This is a genomic window from Bradyrhizobium sp. Kon58 (assembly GCF_055807455.1).
In genome coordinates this window covers 38,317-60,149 of record NZ_JBVVOT010000035.1, presented here as the reverse complement: position 1 = coordinate 60,149, position 21,833 = coordinate 38,317, and the positions used below count along the sequence as shown (strand labels likewise).

Genomic DNA, 21,833 nt, shown 5'->3' with positions numbered 1-21,833 from the left:
GCGACCGTCGGGCCGCGTCACGAGGGCAGGGGACGTCATGCGCCTGATTGCGGCCATCGTGGTGTTGACCCTGATCGCGATCGGCGCGGGCGCGCTTGCCGGCCTGCATCTGTTTGCGGCCGCCGAGCGCGTCGCCGATGCGAAGAAAACCGCCACGCCGCCGCCTCTTGCCTCGAGCTACGCCGGCAGCGCGCGGCTCAGGAAGCTGTCGCCGATCGTGACCAATCTCGGCGCGCCGGCCAACAACTGGGCCCGCATCGAAGCCTCCATGGTGACCGACAGCATGAGCGACGAGGATGCCGGCATCCTGGCGGCCCATATCAGCGAGGACATCGTCACCTATCTAAGGTCGGCGACGGTGGCGCAGTTCGAGGGATCGCGCGGGCTTCAGCACCTGCGCGAGGACCTGACCGAACGCGCCAATATCCGCTCCTCGGGCAAGATCCGCGAATTGATCATTGAGACGTTGGTGATTCAGTGAAACTGAGACTCCTGCTGCTTGCGTTGCTCCTGGTCGTGCTGCCCGAAGTGGCACTGGCCCAGATTCCGGACCTCAATTCGCTGCTGCCACCGGGCAACGGCTCGACCAGCGGCCGGATCATCCAGTTGATGGCGGTGATCACGGTGCTGTCGGTAGCGCCGGGATTGCTCATCATGGTAACGAGCTTCACGCGATTTGCGGTGGCGCTGTCGTTCCTGCGGGCCGGTCTCGGCCTCCAGACCACGCCGGCCAATCTGGTGCTGATCAGCCTCGCGCTGTTCATGACCTTCTACGTGATGGCGCCGACCTTCGACCGCGCCTGGGAAACCGGCATCCAGCCGCTGATGAAGAACGAGATCTCGGAGGAAGAGGCCTATCTGAAGATCACCGATCCGTTCCGCGAATTCATGCTGGCTCATGTTCGCGACAAGGATCTGCAGACCTTCGAATCGCTCGCCGCGGAGAGCTTCCGCAGGAAGTTCGACGACAAGCGCGTCGACATGCGCGTCATCATTCCGGCCTTCATGATTTCCGAGCTCAGGCGTTCGTTCGAGATCGGATTTCTCATCATCCTGCCGTTCCTCGTCATCGACATGATCGTGGCGACGCTGACCATGTCGATGGGCATGATGATGATGCCGCCGACGATCCTCGCACTGCCGTTCAAGATGCTGTTCTTCGTGCTGATCGACGGCTGGAACCTGCTCGCCTCCGGGCTGGTGCGGTCGTTCTCGTAATGGCAACGAGCGCCAGAGGGAGCGTTATGGTTAGCGAGAAGTACCGGCCTATGGTTAGCAATAGGTACTGTTAACCATCTGATTTTACAGCGCAATTCAAGCCGATCTTAATCCGCGCGCAAGATTCGGCGTGCTAGCAATGCGTCACGGCGGGTTGGACCCCACCCACATCAGTCCAAAGGCATGATGCCGCCCCTCCGTACCGGTGAAAGCCCGGTATGTCCCCTCGTGAAAAGTAACGCGTACATAAAGGGACATTCGCAATGTCAAGCCTGCTTACGAACTCGACCGCCATGACCGCACTCCAGACCTTGCGGTCTGTGAGCTCGCAGCTCTCCACCACGCAGACCCGCATCTCCACCGGCCAGCGCGTCTCGACCGCTTCGGACAACGCTGCCTACTGGTCGATCGCGACCTCGATGCGCGCCGACAACGCCGCGCTCTCGGCGGTCTCCGACTCGCTCGGTCTGTCCGCCGCGACTGTCGACACCGAATATACCGCTCTGACCACGGTCATCGGCGACAAGGACTCCGGCCTGACCAAGCTCCAGTCCCTGCTGGTCGAAGCCAAGACCGCCGGTATCGACCGCAGCAAGATCCAGGCCGACGTCACCCAGATCCAGCAGCAGATGAAGGCGACAGCCAGTGCCGCGACCTTCAACGGCATCAACTGGTTGAGCACGTCCGCCACGACGCCGACGACCTTCAGCCTGGTGTCGTCGTACTCGCGTGTCGGCGGTACGCCCACCATCGGCTCCATCACCGTGACGACCGCCAATTACTCGCTCTACACCTCGACGCAGACCGGCATTCTCGACACGGCCGGTTCGACGGCCCCATCGATCAACACGATGAGCATCTCCGCGTTGACCGACTCGGCGGCTGACCAGACCACGCTCGACGGCTACATCGCGCAGGTCACCGCTGGCATCAACTCGGTGGCCTCGGCCGCCGCCAATCTCGGTGCCGTCAAGAACCGGCTATCGACCAACACGGACTTCGTGAAGTCGCTGATGGACTCCGTGGACCGCGGTATCGGTCAGCTCGTCGACGCCGACATGAACCAGGAGTCCACCCGCCTGTCGGCCCTCCAGGTCCAGCAGCAGCTCGGCGTGCAGGCGCTCTCGATCGCCAACAACAGCAGCCAGAGCATCTTGTCGCTGTTCCGCTAAACCCCGAACCATCTGGGAAGGGCCGCGCTTCTTGCGAAGCGCGGCCCTTTTGTTTTGGCGTGACGTCGCGCGCCGCAATTTCGGCCGCCTTGTTGCGGCAAAGACACAGAGCCACAAGCTCCGCACAAGCTTCGCGGGCTATCGTCGCCGTTACGACAGGTTGGGCCTTGACGCTTTTGCGCAGCCCAAAGGCATGACGCCGCCCTGCCGTACCGGTGTAAGTCCGGTATGTCCCCAAATTTAATTCAATCTCCAAAGGGACATCAAAATGGGTTCTAGCCTCCTCACCAACTCGTCTGCAATGACCGCGCTGCAGACCCTTCGCAACGTCAGCTCGCAGCTCGCGACCACGCAGAACCGGATCTCGACCGGAATGCGCGTCTCGACCGCCTCAGACAACGCTGCCTATTGGTCGATCGCGACGTCGATGCGCTCCGACAACGCCGCGCTTTCCGCGGTCTCCGACTCGCTCGGTCTGTCGGCTGCGACGGTCGACACCGAATATACCGCTCTGACCTCGGTCATCGGCGACAAGGACTCCGGCCTGACCAAGCTCCAGGCGCTGCTGGTCGAAGCCAAGACCGCTGGTATCGATCGCACCAAGATCCAGGCTGACATCACCCAGATCCAGCAGGACATGAAGCTCAAGGCCAGCTCGGCGACCTTCAACGGTATCAACTGGTTGAGCACGACGACCGGCACCACGCCGACGACGTTCAACCTGGTGTCGTCGTACTCGCGTGTCGGCGGTACGCCCACCATCGGCTCCATCACCGTGACGACCGCGAACTACTCGCTCTACACCTCGACGCAGACCGGCATTCTCGACACGGCCGGTTCGACCTCTCCGTCGATCAACACGATGAGCATCTCCGTGCTGACCGACTCGGCCGCTGACCAGACCACGCTCGATGGCTACATCGCGCAGGTCACCGCCGGGATCAACTCGGTGGCGTCGGCCGCCGCCAATCTCGGTGCCGTCAAGAACCGACTCGCGACCAACACGGAATTCGTCAAGACCCTGATGGACTCCGTGGACCGCGGTATCGGCCAGCTCGTCGACGCCGACATGAACGCGGAATCGACCCGCCTTCAGGCGCTCCAGACCCAGCAGCAGCTCGGCGTTCAGGCGCTCTCGATCGCCAACCAGAACAGCCAGAGCATCCTGTCGCTGTTCCGCTAAGCCGTGGCTTCGAAAACGACCGTGCTCCTCAGGGAGCACGGTCTCCGCGGTGAACGGCGGAACCGACGGCACACGACGTGCCCACAGCGATTTCCTGACGCCACATTCCAGGCAAGACGCCGTCGCCGATCGCACCGCGATGCGACCGTCCGTCCGGTTGTCGCCGACGCGCGCAATTGCGTCACTCAGTCTCTTGTAAAATTGCAACGCCTCGCCGGCGAACCGACACATTCGTGGTCTCGCGCAACCTTCAGACAAGGTTGGCAGCAGAGTGTCCTCTACGTTCGCATTGGTATGAGGTCACATGCTGTTCAGTCGTGCGCAGATACAGCAACTGCTCAATAATCTGCTGGAGCTTGGGCCGCGACGCCTGATGGCCTTGGGATTGATCGGTTTCGCCGTTCTCGTCACCGTCGTGGGCGGCGCCTATTATCTGAGCCGGCCTGAATTCGAAACGCTCTATACCGGCCTTTCCCGCGAAGACGTGACGCGCATGGGTGCCGCGCTGCGCGAGCAAAACATCACCTTCGACGTCAACACCGCCGGCGACGCGGTCTCGGTGCGTCCGAGCCAGACCATGCAGGCGCGGATGCTGCTCGCCGAGAAGGGGCTGCCGACCAGCGCCAATTCCGGCTACGAGCTGTTCGACAAGATCGGCTCGCTCGGTTTGACCTCGTTCATGCAGGAGGTCACCAAGCTCCGGGCACTCGAAGGCGAGATCGCGCGCACGGTGCAGTTGATGAAGGGCGTGAAGGCGGCGCGGGTGCATATCGTGATGCCGGTGCGCGGCTCGTTCCGCGCGACGCAGCAGCCGCCTTCGGCATCGGTCGTGCTACGTACCGACGGCGCGATCGAGGCGCGCACGGCGCAGTCGATCCGTCATCTCGTCGCGGCGGCCATTCCGGGCATGAGCCGCGACAAGGTCACGGTGCTGGACGCCGACGGTTCGATGCTGCTTGCCGAAGAGGACGAGGCAACTGCTGCTCCGACCAAGATGGCGAGCCTGCAGAAAACGGTCGGCGGAATGGTGCAGGAGAACATCCGCAAGGCGCTGACGCCGTATCTGGGCCTCGACAATTTCGAAGTGAGCGTTGCATCGCAGCTCTCCACCGACAAGCGGCAGATCAACGAGACCGTCTACGATCCCGAAAGCCGCGCCGAACGCTCGGTCCGGAACGTCCGCGAGAACGAGAAGTCACAGAACGCGGACCGTTCGCAGCCGACCACGGTGCAGCAAAATCTTCCCGACCAGCAGGTGAACGCCGGCGGCACCAAGAATTCCAGCGAAGACAAGACTCGCCGCGAGGACGTCACCAATTTCGAGGTCTCGTCCAAGACCACGACGACGGTGAGCGACGGCTATTCGGTGAAGAAGCTGTTCATTGCCGTGCTGGTGAACCGCGGGCGGCTCATTGCCGACCTCGGCGACAAGAGCAACCAGGCCATCGTCGACAGCAAGCTCGCCGAGATCAGCCAACTCGCGGCCACGGCCGGGGGGCTGGACAAGGCGCGCGGCGACCAGATCCAGGTGACGGCCGTCGATTTCATCGAAGGCTCGCGCGAACTGGCGCCGGTGCCGCCGATCAGCTTCGTCGAGATGATCAACAAGCAGCTCGGCAGCGTCATCAACGCAGTCACGATCCTGGCCGTAGCTTCGATGCTGGTGTGGTTCGGACTTCGTCCTGCGGTCAACGGCATTTTGACCCATCGCGCGGCGCAGGAGCAGACCGAGGCCGCGGAAGCCGCCCAGCTCGAGTCAGCCGCAGGCGCCCTTGCATTGGCGGACAGCGAAGAGGCCGAGCTCAACCTGGTCGAAGATCTCGAAGGCAAGATGCAGCGAACGCCACAGAAGCGGCTGGAGCAGATCGTCCGTCTCGATCAGATGCAGGCGGCAGCGATCCTTAAAGACTGGATGCGACGCGAGGAGGCGGCATGAACGCGGCAATCGGAAAGCTCCTGACGCAATTCGACGCGAACGGGCGGGTCAAATCGCCTCCGCCTCCACCGCCGCCCAAAATCCAGGATGTGCTGACGAGGCCGAAGGAAGCCCGGCGCGAGCCGCAGCCCCAGACCCATTCGCAACCGCAATCGCAGCCGCAGCTTCAGCCGCCGCCTCCGGCGCCGAAGGCGGAAGCCCCGGCGGCCAATCTCCTGGACGATGCCTTTCGGCGCGGGCATGCGGCCGGCGTCGCAGAAGGCGAGTCCAGGATCGCCGAGGAACGCGTGCGCAGCGCGATCCGGCTCGGTGAAGAGCGGGCCAAGTGGTCCGACCAGCAGGCGGTGGCAGTCGTCAGCGGCTTCGAGACGGCTTGCCGCGAAATCGAGACCAATATTGCGAGCTCCGTTGCGCGGATATTACTGCCGTTCCTCGCCGACGCGGTCCGCGACAAGGCGATCGGATCGCTGGTCGAGCAGATTGCGGCGCTGACCGGCAATTCGCCGGTGCCGGTGTTCAAGGTCACCGGTCCCAGCGAACTGCTCGACCTGGTGAGGACGCAGCTCGGGACGGCGCGGCGAACCGGCATCGAGTATGAGGCCGCCGATACTTTCGAGGTTCGCGTCGTAGCCGACCAGACCGTGATCGAGACGCAGATCACGGCCTGGAGCGAGCGCCTGAAAGAGGCGCGCCGGTAGTCCGTCATGAATGAGGTCAAGTCAGAGCTCGTCATCATCCGCCGGCGGAGCGCCTTCGACGACGAGAAGCCGCACGGCGGCGTCTGGAAGATCGCCTATGCGGACTTCATGACCGCGATGATGGCGTTCTTCCTGGTGATGTGGCTGATCAATGCGCTCAACCAGGATCAGAAGCAGGTGGTCGCGAGCTATTTCAATCCGATCAAGCTCGCGGAGAACGCACCTGCCCCGAAGGGGCTGAAGGATCTCTCCAAGAAGGAGCCGTCGTCGTTCGACGGCCAGGACGGCAGGCGCCAGCCGGGAGGACCGAGCGAGGAACGTCGCGGTGACTCTCCGACGGCCGAGAAGCCGCCCTTCTACGAGGAGAAGGTCCTGTTCCGCGATCCCTATACGACGCTCGCCGAGATCGCCAGCAGCGCGAACCAGGCCTCGGGCCAGCGGCGCGCCGGCGCTCTGACGTCCGCCGAAGAGGATGGCCTCAAGGGAGGCGACGCCTACCGCGATCCGTTCGATCCCGGTTATTGGAAGCTTGCGCCGCAGGCACCCAAGGATGCCGATCGCATCGTCGAGCCCAAGCCCGAGCCCAAGCCGAATGCGTCCGCGCGCGACACTGCGTCGGGCACAGGCGAGGGCGAGCCGCAGGCGCGCCGAGCCAGGCAGGACGATGCCGGCGGAAGCGTGGCTCCGAATGCCGACGCGCCGTCAGCAAGCCTGTCGCCTCTGCTGCCGCCGGGGCCCGCGCCATCGCAGGCCTCACGCGAAGGGAGCGCGCAGCCGGGCGCCCAGGCTGGTAATCAAGCCAATGCCGCCGCGCAGCCGCGTCCTAACGACACGGCGAAGGAATCCGAGCCGCGCGACACGGCTCAGGCCCAGCAACTAGCGGTCAAGCAGCTTCAGTCGGCGATCGCCGACGCGCTGTCGGACGTCAAGGCTGGCGCCGGACCGGTGGCCGAGGTGCGTCAGGTTGAGGAAGGCCTGCTGATCAGCCTGACCGACGATGCCAACTTCGGCATGTTCGCGGTCGGCTCTGCCGAGCCGCGGCCCGAACTCATCCGTGTGATCGACAAGATCGGCCCGCTGCTGACGAAGCGTCCCGGCGTGATCATCGTCCGCGGCCACACCGACAATCGGCCGTACCGTTCGGAGACCTATGACAACTGGCGGCTGTCGACGGCCCGTGCACAGATGGCCTATTACATGCTGGTCCGCTCCGGCGTCGATGCGCAGCGCATCGAGCATGTCGAGGGTTATGCCGATCGACGGCCGAAACTTCAAAACGATCCGGCGGCCGCGCAGAATCGCCGGATCGAGATCATGGTCCGGGAGAAGCGTCCTTGATCAGGCCTCTTCTCCGCGCCGCGCTGCTGATGCTGCTGCCGTTCACGGCGGCAGGCGCATTCGCCGAGCCGGCACCGATGCCGCCCCCGCCAGCATCGGCATCGGGCGAGCCATACGAGCTCGTTCGGGCGCTGCAGGCCGTGCAGGACGGCATCGCCAACGGCGATAGCGCGGCGCACGGCAGCCACAGCGCATTGATCCGGCAGATCGGCGAAAAATTTCTCGCCGCCGATCCGGGCGTGTGGAGTAATTCGCAGAACGGCCAGGCCGCTGTCATCTACCTGCTCAGCGGCGGCGCGCCGCAAATCATCCGCAAGCTGCCGCGCGACAAGCTGAACGTCGATGGACGGCTGTTCGATGGCGCGCTTGCCTATGTCGAGGGTCGTCAGGACGAAGCGCGCGAACTGCTCAAGGACGTCAAGCCGCGGACGGTTCCGGCGGGCCTGGGCGGGCAGCTCGCGCTGGTCCAGGGCGCGCTGTTCGCACGCGCCGAGGCATCGCTTGCAATCGAGCGTCTGGATGACGCGCGCCTGCTCTTGCCGGGCACATTGGTGGAGGAGGCCGCGCTGCGGCGCGAGATCCTGCTGGTCGGGCAAGCCGAGGATTTCGACAAGTTCGAGTTCCTGACGCTGGCCTATATCAGGCACTACCACAACTCGGTCTATGCCGGAGACTTTTGGCAGCGCTTTTCCACGGGTCTGACGCAATCGAGCCTCGCGCTCGACGAGCGCCGGTTTGCGCGGATCACCACCCTGCTGGAGCAGATCGACCGCGCGAGCCGCCTCAAGCTCTATCTCGTGATTGCGCGGACCGCGATGGTGCGCGGAGGGCTGGCCGTGACCCGGCTTGCCGGCGAGCGTGCCCTGGTGCTCAGCGCCGATGCCTCGGCGGAGCGCGAGCGGGCGCATTTGTTCCGCGGCGTGTCGCGGGCGCTCGCCGGCGAATATGACGGCGGTCTCGCCGAGTTGAAGGCGCTCGACCGGTCGAAGCTGCCCGAGCGCGACATTCCCTTTCTCAATGCAACGGTGCAGCTCGCACTCGACGTTCGCAAGCCGTTCGCTGCCGGATCCGCCGCCGCAGCCGACAAGCCTCCGGTCACGCCGGCGCGTCTCGATCTCGCGTCGTCGACCGCAACGCTTGCTCGCGCGCAGAAGCAACTCGGGGAACTCGAACTTCTCACCAGGGATCGCCGTCCATGACGAAGCTCAGTGGAACCTCCGGACAGGTCTTTTCGAGTCTCGCCGAAAGCCTCAACATGCGGGGCACATCGCGCTCCGGCAAGAGCGCCGGAGCGAAAGCGCAGGCGGACTCCTCCTTCAACGATCTGCTGCACACCGTCTCGAGTCTCGCGAAGCGGGCGCTCAACGACGAGGGCGGCGACACGGCGGTGAAAGCCGGAACGCTGCGGACGCGCCTGGCGCATCAGAGCGGGAAGGACGACGCCAACGACGAGACGGTGCACGACCGTGTCGCGGCAGCCGAAGAGCCCGGATCCAGCGAGAAATCCACCGAGAAATCGTCCGGGAAACATGGATTCCTCGATCCTACCGAGCAGGCCGACGTCCAGAGCCGATCGAGCATTGCCGGGATCATGGGGCAGGAGATCGTCGCCGGGGCGCCGGTCGTGATGCCGCAGATGCAAGCACCGACCGGCGACAAGAAGGATGCGTCCGGGCGCGACGAGCGGTCTTCCACGACAAAGCGCGACGTTCAGGCCATGGGCACGGCGAAGGCGACGACAGCCGAGTCCGCATCTCCCGCGGCTCCAACCACCCCGCATTCGCAGAGCGCGGCGTCGCACGCGATGGCTGCCGACCAGGCGATATCGCCACAAGGCAGTGAGCCGTCGCTGAAGGCAACGGCACCCGGCTTCGAGGCCGTCGCGGCCAATGTCGAGCGTGCCGCCAAGGCTTCGGCGCGGGACGCATTGCCCGAGACGACCAAGGTCACCGTGGTCCAGCAGGAGACCCATCTGCCGCCGGCGCAGTTCAACGCTCCGCAGCAGGTTGCCAACGCCGTTGTCGCCGAGCTGAAAGAAGCTCCGGCACCGACGGCGTCCGCAGCTGCGGATCTTGCCGCGTCCCAAGCCAATGCGCCCGATCAGCCGCTCAAGATCCTGACCATCAATCTCGAGCCGCCCGCGCTCGGCAATGTCACCGTGCGCCTTCGTCTGGTCGGCAACGAGGTGTCCGTCCACCTTGCCGCCGCGCGCAAGGACACGAGCCAGATGCTGGATCAGCAGCGCGACTCGATCCGCGACCTGATGCAGTCGGCGGGCTACGTCGCCGACATCGCGCCCGTCCAGCACGGCTCGCTGGATGGATTCCAGAGCGGCTCCGGCCAGTCGCAGCCGCAGCTTTCGGGCCAGCAACAGCCCTCGTCGCAGTCGCAAGGCACGTTCGACGGTACCAGCAATTCGTCGGGACAAGCCGACGGCGGCGCGAAGCAGGCCCGACAAGAGCGCCCGTCCAACCAGGAGACGCGTCATGACCAGGACGTGGGGCCGCAGATTCGTCGCGGCCCTGTTTATCTGTAACGCCGGCGCCGCGACTGCTGCGACCGACAATTCGCGTCCGTGCGAGCGCGAGATGGCGCGTGCGTCCCAGCAGCACGGAATTCCGCTCGGCATTCTCTACGCGGTCGGCCTGACCGAGACGGGGCGGCGCGGCGCGCTTTATCCTTACGCGCTCGGCGCCGACGGACAGACCGTATTCGCCAAGGACATGAACGACGCGATCGCCAACTTCGAAGCCATGCGAGCTAGGGGGATGAAGCTGATCGACCTCGGCTGCATGCAGATCAACCATTACTATCACGGCGACAAATTTGCCTCGGTCCGGGCGATGTTCGATCCCGCCGGGAATGTCGACTACGCCGCGCGGTTCCTGAAGGAGCTGAAGCAGCGCGAGGGTAGCTGGACCATGGCAGTCGCCCGCTACAATGCAGGTCCCAACAACCAGCCGGCGCAGAAGCGCTACGTCTGCCACATCGTCGCGCATCTCGTCTCGAGCGGCTTCGGCGCGTGGACCGACAAGGCGCGCTCGTTCTGTCAGCCCAAGACGGGCTGACGACATGAAGTTGTGCATGGTCCCTTTCCATCAGCCCCGCGCAAGCAAAACCTATCATTGTAATTACAACCTACTTAAGGAGCCCAATCCATGAGCCTCTATGGCATTATGCGTACCGGCGTTTCCGGGATGGCCGCGCAGTCCAACAAGCTGTCGACGGTTTCGGACAACATCGCGAACGTCAACACCACCGGCTACAAGCGGGCTTCGACTGAATTCTCCTCGCTGATCCTGAAGAGCGGCTCCGGCAATTACGATTCCGGCGCCGTCGAGACCACCGTCCGCTACGCCATCAGCGACGCCGGACATACGCAATTCACCACATCGAGCACGGATCTTGCCGTTCAAGGCAACGGCTTCTTCGTGGTGTCCGACGCCACCAACACGCAGCAGTTCCTGACGCGGGCCGGCTCGTTCGTCCCGGACAGCCAAGGCAATCTGGTCAATGCGGCCGGCTACTACCTCCTCGGCCAGCCGGGGAAGGTGACTAATTTCTCGCAGAACAGCCTGTCGGGAATGCAGATCGTGAACATCGCCCAGGTCTCGCAGGTGCCCGTGCCATCGACGGCGGGAACGCTCACCACCGGCAATCTGGATCCGACGGCAGCACTCATTGCCGGTCCGCCCGGTCCGGGCGCGTACTCGTCGAAAAGCTCGATCGTGGCCTACGACAATATCGGCCAGCCCGTTAAGGTCGATCTCTATATGTCCCATACCGCGACAGCGGCGGGCTTGGACACCTGGCAAATCCAAGCCTACAACTCGACGACGGGCGCCACGCTCGGCGCGACCGGCACTTATACCTTCGACACGACGACGGCCGGAAAGGGCGCGCTGGCCGCAGCGAGCGCCACGACGCTTGCATTTCCGGTCACCGGCGGCGCGACCGTGACCCTCGACTTGTCGAACATGACGCAGGTCGGCACCAACTTCAGCTTCAAGGCCACTGTCAACGGTAGCGTTCCGTCGGCCATCGATAAGGTCGACGTTGACCAGAACGGGTACGTGACCGCGGTGCTCAAGAACGGTCAGCAACTGACGCTCTACACGCTCATGCTCGCCGACGTGGCGAGCCCCGATAATCTGACGCCCGAGCCGGGCAACGTCTATTCGACCAACCAGAATTCGGGCAACGCCCAGGCCGCGAATGCCGGCACCGGTGGGCTTGGCACGATTCAGTCTGAGGCGCTGGAAGACTCCAACGTCGATCTCGCGGACGAGCTCACCGGGATGATCGAGGCACAGCGTGGCTTCACCGCGAACTCGAAATCGTTCCAGACCGGCGCCGACCTGCTCGACGTCGTCGTCAACCTGAAGCGCTGAATCCTTCCGCACTCGTCCCGGCCAAGAGTAGACCATGTCCCTTACCGCTGCTCTCGACTCCGCTCGCGCATCGCTCATGGCGTCGGGCATCCAGTCGTCGACGATCTCGCGCAACATCGCCGGTGCCAGTGCCGCCGGCTATTCGCGCAAGATCGCCGTATTGGACAATTTCCCCGGGGCCGGCGTTTACGTGGCGGCGATCCAGCGCGCCGCCAGCTCGGGGCTCTACGACAATGTCTTGACCGCAACCTCGACGTCGGCCAAGCAGAGCGCGATCCTTGACGGTCTCCAGAAGATCGCATCTGCCACGGTGGACGATCCGGAACTCGACCAGTCGCCGACGGCGCAGCTCAACGCGCTGAAGAAGGCGCTCCAGCAATATGCCAACGCCCCGGACAACACCACGCTGGCGCAGGCAGCGGTGACGTCCGCCAAGGACATGGCGACCGCGCTCAACCAGGCGACTCTGACCGTGCAGTCGGCCCGTGAGGGCGCGGATGCCGACATGCAAACGTCGGTTCAAAACATCAATCGGTTGCTCTCGCAGTTCCAGACCGTCAACACCGCGATCGTGAAGGGGACGATCTCCGGCGACGACATCACGGACTACCTCGACCAGCGCGACAGCATCGTCTCGCAGATGTCGCAGGAGGTCGGGGTCTCGATGTCGCTCCGTCCCAACGGCGACGCGGCGCTCTATACCGACAGCGGCGTCGTGCTGTTCGACAAGATAGCGCGCACGGTGAGCTTTGCGCCGACGAACGCCTATACAGCCGGCACCACCGGCAATGCTGTCTATATCGACGGTGTTCCGGTGACCGGCGCCAATTCCGTGATGCCGCTCAAGTCCGGCAAGCTTGCTGGCCTCGCGCAGCTGCGCGACAATGATACGGTTACTTACCAGAGCCAGCTCGACGAAATCGCGCGCGGCCTGGTCGATGCCTTCAAGGAAAGTGACCAGTCGCCTGTTCCGACGCTGCCCGACGTCCCCGGTCTCTTCACCTATCCCGGCGCGCCGGCAATGCCCGCGAGCGCCACCGTCTTGGTGGGCCTCGCTGGTACGATTTCCGTTGCTGCATCGGTCGATCCGGCCCAGGGCGGCAATCCCAATCTGCTGCGCGACGGTGCGATCAGCGGCAACGTCGCATACCAATACAATACCGCCGGCAATGGCGGTTACTCGATCCGGCTGCAGCAGCTCATCGGCGCCATGGATGCGTCGCAGCCGTTCGATGCAACCACGCAAGGCAAGCCGAACGGCAGCTTGATCGACTTCGCGTCGTCATCGGCGAGCTGGATCGAAAACCAGCGCAAGACCGCCGACTCCAACGTCACCTACCAGAAAACGCTGCTCGACCGCAGCACCGCGGCGCTGTCGAACGTCAGCGGCGTCAACATGGACGACGAGATGTCGTTGATGCTCCAGGTCGAACGCACCTATTCGGCCTCGTCGAAGATCATCTCGACCGTCGACGAAATGTTGCAGAGCCTGCTGGCTGCCGTGGGAAATTAAGTCATGATGAGCGCGAACTACATCTCGACCTTGATGCTGTCGTCGTCGTTGAGGTCCTCGATCACCAACAATCAAGCCGCGCTGGCCAAGGCCTCGAAGGAAGCCACCACCGGCCGCTTCGCCGATGTCGGCCTCGAGCTTGGCGCCACGACGGGAGGCGACGTCACCCTGCGGGCGGATTTGAGCTTCGCCGATCAGCTCGTCGATACCAACGGGCTGGTCTCGGGACGCCTGGACATCACGCAGAGCCGGATCACCCAGCTTGGTTCGACCGCAACGGACTTCCTCAAGGACCTGATCGCGGCGCGCAGCACCGACGGCGGCGGGCGGATCATCCTGCCGCCTGCGTCCTCCAACCTCCAGGATCTGATTGGCGCGCTGAACGTCTCCTATAACGGCTCGTCACTCTTTGCGGGCATCAACACGCAGAACACGCCGATCACGGCCTACACCGCGGGCTCGGCCAGCAAGAACCAGGTCGATGCCGACTTTCTTGCGACCTTCGGCTTCTCGCAATCATCGCCCAGCGTGAACACCATCACCCCGGCCCAGATGCAGACCTTCCTCGACACCACCTTCGATGCCGAGTTCGCGAGCCCGGCCTGGAACACGAATTGGTCATCGGCGACCGACCAGGTGATGCAAAGCCGTATCTCCACGACCGAGATCGCCGATACCTCCGTCAGCGCCAATCAGACAGGCTTCCGCAAGCTCGCCGAGGCCTACACCATGATGGCGGATCTCGGGAACGCGAACCTGGACCAAGCGACGTTCCAGGTCGTCGTGGACAAGGCCATCGGCCTTGTCGGAAACGCCATCACTGACCTTGCGACCCTCGGCGGCGACATCGGCACGGTCCAGCAGCGGATCACCTCCGCAACCGACAAGCTAAAGACCCAGCAGGATATTCTGAACAATCAGATCGTCGGCATAGAGAAGGTCGATCCCACGGAAGCCTCCGTGAGGGTCAACACCTTGCAGACGCAGATCCAGACGGCACTTGCGCTCACCTCGCAGCTCCAGAAGATCAGCCTCATCAACTATCTCTGAGTCCAGCTCCTTCGTAAGGCGCGTAACCCTTGTCTTGTTGTTCGGTCTCCTGCGCAGAGTTGTCCTGATGACGTTTGAAGCCTATGAATCGGTCGTCGACGAGAGCGGCTATGAGGCGCGGGGCCGCGAGCGGCAGGCGCTCAGCCTCGGCATCGACCGGCTCGAGCGGATCCAGGAGGACCGCTTCAGCCTCGAGGATCTGGTCGAGAGCCTGCTCTATGTGCGGCGGCTGTGGACGATCTTCATCGAGGATCTCGCGCATCCGGAAAACGGGCTTCCGGAAAAGCTGCGCGCCGACATCATCTCGATCGGGCTGTGGGTGGTCAAGGAAGCCGACCGCCTTCGCGAAGAAAAGTCGAATGACGTGATCCAGCTCATCGAAATCAACCGCCTGATCCGAGACGCACTTTGATGAAGATATCCTTGCGTGCGGGCGAACGGGTCTACATCAACGGCGCGGTGCTGCGCGTGGACCGCAAGGTCTCCGTCGAGCTCGTCAATGACGTGATGTTCCTGCTCGAAGGGCAGATCATGCAGGCCTCCGACGCCACAACGGCGCTGCGGCAGCTCTATTTCATCGTCCAGCTCATGCTGATGAATCCGACCGATGTTCGGGATGCCTCGGCTCTCTACGGGCAGCATCATGCCGCTCTGCTCGCCGTGTGCGAGAGCCAGGAGATGCTGGTCGGGCTTGGTGCGGTCGACGACCTGGTCGGGGCGTGCCGTTACTTCGAGGCGCTCAAGCGGATCCGGGCGCTGTTTCCGGTGGAGCAGGCCATCCTGGCCGGCGCCAAGATCGATTCCCCATTCGAGGCTGCCTGACAGCGGAGAGCGACATGAACGTCACCAGCGCGACCGATAGCACCAGCAAGTCGACCAGCACGACGACGACGACCTCGAGCACCGGCGTCGATTACAACACATTTCTTCAGCTCCTCGTCGCGGAGATGAAGAATCAGGATCCGACCAATCCGATGGATACCTCGCAATATATGAGCCAGTTTGCGCAGCTCTCGTCGGTCGAGCAGGCGATGCAGACCAATACCAAGCTCGACGCTCTGCTGTCTTCGCAATCGCTGTCGCAGGCCAATGGACTGATCGGAAAGACCGTCAGCTTCACGGACTCGACCGGAGCGAGCTTCAGCGGCAAGGTCGCTTCGGTCTCCATCAACAGCGACGGCTCTATCGCGACACTCGACAACGGTACGAAAGTCGCGATCGGCCCCGGTCTCACGATCAGCCAGTCATGAACGAACGGGACGCCCTCGACATCGTCCAGGCGGCGATCTGGACCATCATCGTCGCCTCCGGGCCTGCCGTCGGTGCCGCGATGCTGGTCGGCACCATCATCGCGCTGATCCAGGCTCTGACCCAGATCCAGGAGGTGACGCTGACCTTCGTTCCCAAGATCATCGTCATTCTCGTGGTCGTCGCCATCTCCGGCTCCTTCATCGGAGCCCATCTCTCCACCTTCACCGAGATGGTCTATTCGCACATCGAGCGCGGCTTCTGATCCGGACGGTCCCGGCCGCCTCTGCCACCTCTGCCACCACCCCCGCGTAAGCTTTGCACGGCAGATTACGGGCCGGATCCTCCGCCGGTGACCCATGTCCGATACGTTAGCTGCTAGCCTGCCGACCCCGCGACGATTGGGCGCCGACGCCTTTTTCGCAGGCGGCATCGTGGCCATGCTCACGATCCTGTTCCTGCCGATACCGCCGATCCTGATCGATCTGGGCCTCGCATTCTCGATCGCGCTGTCGGCGCTGATCCTGATGGTCGCGCTGTGGATCCAGCGGCCGCTCGATTTCTCGGCCTTTCCGACCGTGCTCCTGATCGCGACGATCCTGCGGCTTGCGCTCAACGTCGCAACGACCCGTCTCATCCTGTCGCGCGGCGGGGAGGGGGAAAACGCCGCGGGCCATGTCGTTGCCGGTTTCTCGAAGTTCGTCATGGGTGGTGACTTCGTCATCGGCCTGATCATCTTCGCGATTCTGGTCACGGTGAACTTTGTCGTGATCACCAAGGGCGCAACGCGTATCGCCGAAGTCGGCGCCCGCTTCACCCTGGATGCGATCCCCGGCAAGCAGATGGCGATCGACGCGGATCTGTCCGCGGGCCTGATCGACGACAAGGAAGCCCAGCGCCGGCGCCGCGAGTTGGAAGAGGAGAGCGCCTTCTTCGGCGCCATGGACGGCGCCTCGAAATTCGTCCGCGGCGATGCCGTCGCCGGCCTGATCATCACCGCGATCAACATTTTCGGCGGTATCATCATCGGCGTGACCCATCACGGATTGACGCTGGCACGCGCCGCCGACGTCTACACCAAGCTCTCCGTGGGCGACGGTCTGGTAACGCAGATGCCCGCGCTGATCGTGTCGCTGTCGGCGGGTCTGCTCGTCTCGAAGGGCGGCACCAGAGGTTCGGCCGAGCAGGCGGTGTTGCGGCAGCTCGGCGGCTATCCGCGCGCGGTTTCGGCCGCCGCGCTGATGATGTTCGTGCTCGCCTTGATGCCAGGGCTGCCGACGGCGCCCTTCCTGCTGCTCGGCGGCGTCATGGCCTTCGTCGGATACTCGCTGCCGAGGCGGCAGGCAGCCCTGAAGCAGAAGGAAGATGCGCGCAAGGCCGACGAACGCGCCCAGGTCGATGCCAAGGAGTCCGTCAAGGAATCGCTCAAGACCGCGGAAATCGAGCTGGCGCTCGGCGGCCACCTCTCGGTCCATCTGCTGGGCTCGCGCAACGAGCTGGCGCACCGCGTGGCCAAGATCCGCAAGAAGTTCGCCAAGCAGTACGGCTTCGTGGTGCCCGAGATCAAGCTCACCGACAATTTGTCGATCGATCCCAAGGGATACCAGATCCGGATCCACGACACCCGCGTCGCCCAGGGCGAGCTCAGGCTTGGCGAAGTGCTGGTGCTCGTCGACAAGGATGGCAAGCCGGACGTTCCCGGCGAAGAGGTGATCGAGCCGGCCTTCGGCATGAAGGCGCTGTGGGTGACGGACGCGTTCACCGACGAGGTCAAGCGCCAGGGCTGCAAGCCGGTCGACAATCTGTCGGTGCTGCTCACGCATCTGAGCGAAGTGATCAGGGCCAACCTCGCCCAGCTCCTGTCCTACAAGGACATGCGCGGCCTGCTCGACCGGCTCGATCCCGAATACAAGCGCCTGGTCGAGGATCTCTGCCCGTCGCAGATATCGTATTCGGGGCTGCTGGCGATCCTGAAGATCCTGCTGGCCGAGCGCGTGTCGATCCGCAACCTCCATCTGATCCTCGAAGCCATCGCCGAGATCGCGCCCCATGTGCGGCGCTCCGAGCAGGTGGCAGAGCATGTGCGTACGCGTCTTGCCCAGCAGATTTGCGGCGATCTCTCCGACAATGGCGTGCTCAACGTCGTCCGTCTCGGCAACCGTTGGGATCTCGCGTTCCACCAGAGCCTGAAGCGCGACGCCAAGGGCGACGTCGTCGAATTCGACGCCGATCCGCGCCTGATCGAGCAGTTTGCGACCGAAGCCAGCGCGGCGATCCGCAAGTTCACCGAGAACGGCACCAGCGTGGTGCTGGCGGTGACCCCGGAAGCGCGTCCCTACGTCCGGATGATCCTGGAGCGGGTCTTTCCGACCCTGCCGATCCTGTCGCATGTCGAGGTCGCGCGCAGCACCGAGATCAGGGCACTCGGAGCCATATCGTGATCAGCGGCCTCACCGACAGCGTGCTGGTGACGTTCATCGTGTTCTGCCGCATCGGTGCCTGCCTGATGCTGGTGCCCGGCTATTCCAGCGTCAACGTTCCGGCCCAGGTCCGCTTGTTCGTCGCGCTCGTCACGACGTTTGCGCTGACGCCGATCCTGGTCGCGGTCCTGAAACCACTTACGGACAACGCGGCGCCGCTGACCCTCGTGCTGCTGATCTGTTCCGAGCTCGTGGTCGGTGCCGTCATCGGGCTCGGCGGTCGCGTGTTCTTTCTCGCACTGCAGACCATGGTCACCGTGATGGCCAGTGCAATCGGGCTGAGCAACATCCCGGGGACGCCGGTCGGCGACACCGATCCGGCGCCGGCCCTGGTGCCGCTGATCATGACATCCGTCACCACGCTGTTCTTCATGACCGACCAGCACTGGCAGGTCCTGCGCGGGCTGATGAACTCCTACGACGTCTGGCATCCGGGCGACCGGCTCGGCGGCAGCATGCCGCTCGACCAGCTCGTCGGCCGGCTGTCGGAGGCATTCGTGCTGACGCTGCGGATCGCCAGCCCTTTCATCGTCTATTCGGTCGTCGTCAACCTGGCGGTCGGCCTGATCAACAAGCTGACGCCGGCGATTCCTGTCTATTTCATCTCGGTGCCCTTCGTGCTGTTCGGCGGCTTCCTGCTGCTATACCTCACCAGCGACGAGCTCCTGACGCAATTCATGCTCGGCGTCTCGTCGTGGCTGGCGGAGTGATCGGTCATGACGTCGCGCGCGGACAAGCTCGGCCGGATGGTCTCGCTCGTGAAGCTCCAGCTCCGGCTGTCAGAGTGGCAGCTCGCGCATCTGCGGCAGCAGGAGCGCAGCTTGCACGACGAACAGGAATGGCTGGTCGGGACTCTCAACGAGGGCAAGCCGCCGGCGGGATCATCGAGCGAATCGATCGCGCGGCGTCTGACCAGAACCAGCGTCGGCGCGCGCGCGATTCAGGCGCAGGCCTCGCAGCAGCTCGACCAGGTTCGCGCGGAGAGCCGCCGTGTGAAGCAGTTCGAGCAGGTCGCGAAGGCGGCGCTCGCGGACAAACTTCGCGACGCCGAGAAGCGATCGCTCGAGGAGATGACGGGAACAAGCCTCACCGTGCGCGAATGGACGCCACGGCCAGCCAACCGGACCAAGACATGATCGTGACAGCGACACCCGACCTCGTTCTGGACGTCCTCGACGCTGCCGATCCCGTGACGCAGCGCGCGGCCACCGCGAAGCTCGACGCGTTGAAATCATCGGACGCGGATTTCGCCGCCACGATGGACGCGGAGGTCGGCAAGGCGAAGGCCAAGACGGCTGCTGCCGATCAATCCGGGACGAAGGTTTCGGAACCGCAGTCGGGTGCGGTGAACGGGGCGCCGGTGCAGGTGATCAAGGCGCCGGCATCCGGCGAGGTGTACCGCAAGTTCGAGGCCTTCATCCTCCAGACCTTCGTCGAGACGATGTTGCCGAAGGAGTCGGAGGAGGTCTTTGGGAAGGGCACGGCGGGCGGCGTCTGGAAGTCGATGCTGGCGGAGCAACTTGGTGCGCAGTTGGCAAAGGGCAAGGGCATTGGCATTGCGAAGCAGCTTGCTGCCGCGCATCCGGCGGGACCGGACGCTACGGGCAAGGCCGGATGATGATTCGGGAATGGGTGACAGAAGTTGAAGGGTGAATTTCCTATGCAGGCACAAGAAGGCGCGGCGGCCATGGTGATGGAGCAGCCGGCCATGGACACCGAGGCGATGACGACGGCGGCCGTGTCGGGGGATGCCCTGTTGCCCGTGCTGCTGCCGAATGTCGGTGGCGAGGTGACGAACGACGGTGCGGACGCAGCGAGATCGGACGAGGTGCGCGGCCTGTTGGCTGCGATCCGCCGGCTCGAAGGCATCGTCGAAGAGGAGACGGCCGCGCTCGCGACGGGCAAGAAGATCGACTTCGACGAGTTCAGCGCCCGGAAGAGCCGGAGCATGCTGGAATTCGTCCGCCTGATGCGGGCACGAATGCATCTCGGCGGCGAGGTCGAGATCACCGAGGAGGTCCAGCGGCTGCGCGAGAAGCTCGAGCGGAACCGTTCCATCCTCGAAATGCATTACGATGCGGTGCGCGAGGTTGCGACCATCATCGTCAAGGCCATCAAGGACGCCGAGTCGGACGGCACCTATACCGGTCGCGCAGCACAGGACGGAAAATGATCAGACTCGTTCTGGCCGGGCTCTGGGTATGCATCCTCACCGCGGGAACGAGCTATGCCGTAGCCTATTGGAAGGAAAATGGCAGCCTGCTGCCGGCAAAGGACGAATACCTTGACGGGCTGCAGTACCAGAAGACGCGGGCGCTGAGCGTGCCGATGGTCGAGGGTGGCAACGTGCAGGGCTACATCGTCGCGCGCTTCGTCTATACCGTAGAGGCGCGGACCATGCACCAGCTCAACGTTCCGCCCGAGCCGTTCGTCGTCGATGAAGCCTTCCGCAGGATCTATGCCGACGACCGTCTCGATTTCAGAAAACTCGCCCGTTACGACCTCTCCATCCTCACGACGGCCATCAAGCAGCGTGTCAACGAGCGAATGCAGGCCGAAGTCGTCCAGGACGTTCTTGTCGAGGACTTCAATTACGTGTCGAAGGAAGAATTCCAGCAGAAGCCCTAGGGTATTACCGGTTCTGATTGAATCAGAAGCGAGCCTCTAGAATTATACTTACACGCGAGCCGCAGCGCCGGGACCGCCGCGCCTCTGGTCGCCGTTGACGTCGCAGAAACTACAACGGCCTCTGCGAAGGTGGTTCGCAGAGGCCGTTGTCGGTTTCGTGGCAGCGCCCTGCCGATCAGTTTCCGGCCGGATACGCCACTGGGGCGGTATGCGCCCTGTTCAGCAGGATGCCGACTTCGTCGAGCTCCTGCATCGGGACGTCGATGGTCTCGCCGGCCGGGATGTCGAGGCGGTATCCGACGTAACGCCGGGCCACGATTGCATCGAAGCCGAGGCGGTCGCGGAGCTTCTTGCGCAGTTTGCTGACGTGGCTCTCGATCACGCTCTCGTCGAATGTCGCTTCGAAGATGCCGTAGACCGCGTTGAAGATCTGCGTCTTGGTGACCCACTTGCCGTGGTTGCTGACCATATATTCGAGAATGCGCAGTTCGCGGCGGGGCAGGGTGAGGGCGTGGCCAGCGATCTCGGGGTCACGTCCGTTGAAGAAGACCTGGATCCTGGTCTCGCAGGGCCTCGGCAGTTCCCCGACCCGGCGACGCGCAATCGCGGCCGTTCGGGCGAGGATCTCGCGGAGGTGAATCGGCACGTGCACGACGTCATCGACGCCCGATTCGAAGAGCTCCAGCGTGTTCTTGAGCATCTTCTGGCCGCTCATGGCGATGATCGGTGCCGAGGAGCGCTTGCGCATTGCCCGCGGCAGGCTTCCGCGGGTGTCGCAATCCCCGAGGAGGAAGGCGTCCACCGCGGCAAGATCCGATTCACTCGCAGATTGCAGCCAGTCCCAGAATTCTCCGGAGGAGAAGCCGATCGACGATACACCTTCGCGAACGAGCCCTCCGACATAGCTGTTCGCGACGCTCTCGCGATCATCAACGATAATATACATCAGTTTGTCGCCCCTGTTTCGCACTTGTTACG

At 63.8% G+C, this 21,833-nt stretch carries 24 protein-coding genes; 23 read left to right on the top strand and 1 reads right to left on the bottom strand.

Annotated features, from left to right (window positions below; translation table 11 throughout):
- Positions 1–37: 37 nt before the first annotated feature.
- From AC0L20_RS34590 to AC0L20_RS34480, 23 genes are all read left to right on the top strand, one after another.
- Positions 38–481, top strand: a complete 444-nt coding sequence (locus AC0L20_RS34590) for a flagellar basal body-associated FliL family protein (protein ID WP_456768217.1) — start codon at positions 38–40, stop codon at positions 479–481.
- A complete protein-coding gene (fliP, locus tag AC0L20_RS34585) occupies positions 478–1,218 on the top strand; it encodes a flagellar type III secretion system pore protein FliP (RefSeq protein WP_247401331.1) in 741 nt (246 codons plus the stop codon). Before AC0L20_RS34590 ends, fliP begins: the two co-directional genes overlap by 4 nt.
- Before the next feature lie 263 nt (positions 1,219–1,481).
- Complete coding sequence (locus tag AC0L20_RS34580) at positions 1,482–2,390, top strand: flagellin N-terminal helical domain-containing protein (RefSeq protein ID WP_027570484.1); 909 nt, start codon at positions 1,482–1,484, stop codon at positions 2,388–2,390.
- A 268-nt stretch (positions 2,391–2,658) separates the two neighbouring features.
- Positions 2,659–3,573 (top strand): flagellin N-terminal helical domain-containing protein, encoded by a 915-nt coding sequence (locus AC0L20_RS34575; protein ID WP_456768218.1) that lies wholly within the window; start codon positions 2,659–2,661, stop codon positions 3,571–3,573.
- Positions 3,574–3,877: 304 nt separating this feature from the next.
- A complete protein-coding gene (gene fliF / locus AC0L20_RS34570; RefSeq protein WP_473294933.1) occupies positions 3,878–5,509 on the top strand; it encodes a flagellar basal-body MS-ring/collar protein FliF in 1,632 nt (543 codons plus the stop codon).
- Positions 5,506–6,207: a hypothetical protein gene (locus AC0L20_RS34565; RefSeq protein WP_473294932.1), complete on the top strand. Its 702-nt coding sequence runs from the start codon at positions 5,506–5,508 to the stop codon at positions 6,205–6,207. Before fliF ends, AC0L20_RS34565 begins: the two co-directional genes overlap by 4 nt.
- A gap of 6 nt (positions 6,208–6,213) precedes the next feature.
- Positions 6,214–7,545, top strand: a complete 1,332-nt coding sequence (locus AC0L20_RS34560) for a MotB family protein (RefSeq protein ID WP_473294931.1) — start codon at positions 6,214–6,216, stop codon at positions 7,543–7,545.
- Positions 7,542–8,744 (top strand): chemotaxis protein, encoded by a 1,203-nt coding sequence (locus AC0L20_RS34555; RefSeq protein ID WP_473294930.1) that lies wholly within the window; start codon positions 7,542–7,544, stop codon positions 8,742–8,744. The genes AC0L20_RS34560 and AC0L20_RS34555 overlap by 4 nt, the downstream gene beginning before the upstream one ends.
- Entirely contained in the window at positions 8,741–10,081 is a 1,341-nt protein-coding gene (locus AC0L20_RS34550; protein WP_473294929.1) for a flagellar hook-length control protein FliK, read from the top strand. Before AC0L20_RS34555 ends, AC0L20_RS34550 begins: the two co-directional genes overlap by 4 nt.
- Complete coding sequence (locus AC0L20_RS34545) at positions 10,032–10,613, top strand: transglycosylase SLT domain-containing protein (protein WP_473294928.1); 582 nt, start codon at positions 10,032–10,034, stop codon at positions 10,611–10,613. The genes AC0L20_RS34550 and AC0L20_RS34545 overlap by 50 nt, the downstream gene beginning before the upstream one ends.
- A 90-nt stretch (positions 10,614–10,703) precedes the next feature.
- Positions 10,704–11,936: a flagellar hook protein FlgE gene (locus tag AC0L20_RS34540; RefSeq protein WP_027570491.1), complete on the top strand. Its 1,233-nt coding sequence runs from the start codon at positions 10,704–10,706 to the stop codon at positions 11,934–11,936.
- 34 nt (positions 11,937–11,970) lie between these two features.
- On the top strand, positions 11,971–13,449 hold the full coding sequence (flgK, locus tag AC0L20_RS34535) for a flagellar hook-associated protein FlgK (RefSeq protein ID WP_473294927.1): 1,479 nt from the start codon (positions 11,971–11,973) through the stop codon (positions 13,447–13,449).
- Between the two features lie 3 nt (positions 13,450–13,452).
- Complete coding sequence (locus tag AC0L20_RS34530) at positions 13,453–14,499, top strand: flagellar hook-associated family protein (RefSeq protein ID WP_027570493.1); 1,047 nt, start codon at positions 13,453–13,455, stop codon at positions 14,497–14,499.
- Positions 14,500–14,566: 67 nt separating this feature from the next.
- A complete protein-coding gene (gene flaF / locus AC0L20_RS34525; protein ID WP_027570494.1) occupies positions 14,567–14,911 on the top strand; it encodes a flagellar biosynthesis regulator FlaF in 345 nt (114 codons plus the stop codon).
- Positions 14,911–15,321: a flagellar biosynthesis repressor FlbT gene (gene flbT / locus AC0L20_RS34520; protein ID WP_473294926.1), complete on the top strand. Its 411-nt coding sequence runs from the start codon at positions 14,911–14,913 to the stop codon at positions 15,319–15,321. Before flaF ends, flbT begins: the two co-directional genes overlap by 1 nt.
- A 14-nt stretch (positions 15,322–15,335) precedes the next feature.
- Positions 15,336–15,749: a flagellar hook assembly protein FlgD gene (gene flgD, locus AC0L20_RS34515; RefSeq protein WP_456768228.1), complete on the top strand. Its 414-nt coding sequence runs from the start codon at positions 15,336–15,338 to the stop codon at positions 15,747–15,749.
- A complete protein-coding gene (fliQ, locus tag AC0L20_RS34510; RefSeq protein WP_008130649.1) occupies positions 15,746–16,012 on the top strand; it encodes a flagellar biosynthesis protein FliQ in 267 nt (88 codons plus the stop codon). The genes flgD and fliQ overlap by 4 nt, the downstream gene beginning before the upstream one ends.
- Positions 16,013–16,106: 94 nt before the next feature.
- Positions 16,107–18,188, top strand: coding sequence for a flagellar biosynthesis protein FlhA (gene flhA, locus AC0L20_RS34505; protein WP_007595850.1), 2,082 nt, complete (start codon positions 16,107–16,109; stop codon positions 18,186–18,188).
- The gene (gene fliR / locus AC0L20_RS34500; protein ID WP_473294925.1) at positions 18,185–18,937 is read left to right on the top strand and encodes a flagellar biosynthesis protein FliR; all 753 of its coding nucleotides are present in this window, start codon (positions 18,185–18,187) and stop codon (positions 18,935–18,937) included. The genes flhA and fliR overlap by 4 nt, the downstream gene beginning before the upstream one ends.
- A gap of 6 nt (positions 18,938–18,943) precedes the next feature.
- Positions 18,944–19,363, top strand: coding sequence for a hypothetical protein (locus AC0L20_RS34495; protein ID WP_473294924.1), 420 nt, complete (start codon positions 18,944–18,946; stop codon positions 19,361–19,363).
- Positions 19,360–19,845: a rod-binding protein gene (locus AC0L20_RS34490; protein WP_473294923.1), complete on the top strand. Its 486-nt coding sequence runs from the start codon at positions 19,360–19,362 to the stop codon at positions 19,843–19,845. Before AC0L20_RS34495 ends, AC0L20_RS34490 begins: the two co-directional genes overlap by 4 nt.
- Before the next feature lie 42 nt (positions 19,846–19,887).
- Complete coding sequence (locus AC0L20_RS34485) at positions 19,888–20,400, top strand: flagellar biosynthesis protein FlgN (protein ID WP_473294922.1); 513 nt, start codon at positions 19,888–19,890, stop codon at positions 20,398–20,400.
- Complete coding sequence (locus AC0L20_RS34480) at positions 20,397–20,855, top strand: hypothetical protein (protein WP_007595846.1); 459 nt, start codon at positions 20,397–20,399, stop codon at positions 20,853–20,855. The genes AC0L20_RS34485 and AC0L20_RS34480 overlap by 4 nt, the downstream gene beginning before the upstream one ends.
- Before the next feature lie 175 nt (positions 20,856–21,030).
- Here AC0L20_RS34480 and AC0L20_RS34475 read toward each other — a convergent pair whose 3' ends face one another.
- Positions 21,031–21,801, bottom strand: a complete 771-nt coding sequence (locus AC0L20_RS34475; RefSeq protein WP_473294921.1) for a response regulator transcription factor — start codon at positions 21,799–21,801, stop codon at positions 21,031–21,033.
- Between the last annotated feature and the right edge of the window lie 32 nt (positions 21,802–21,833).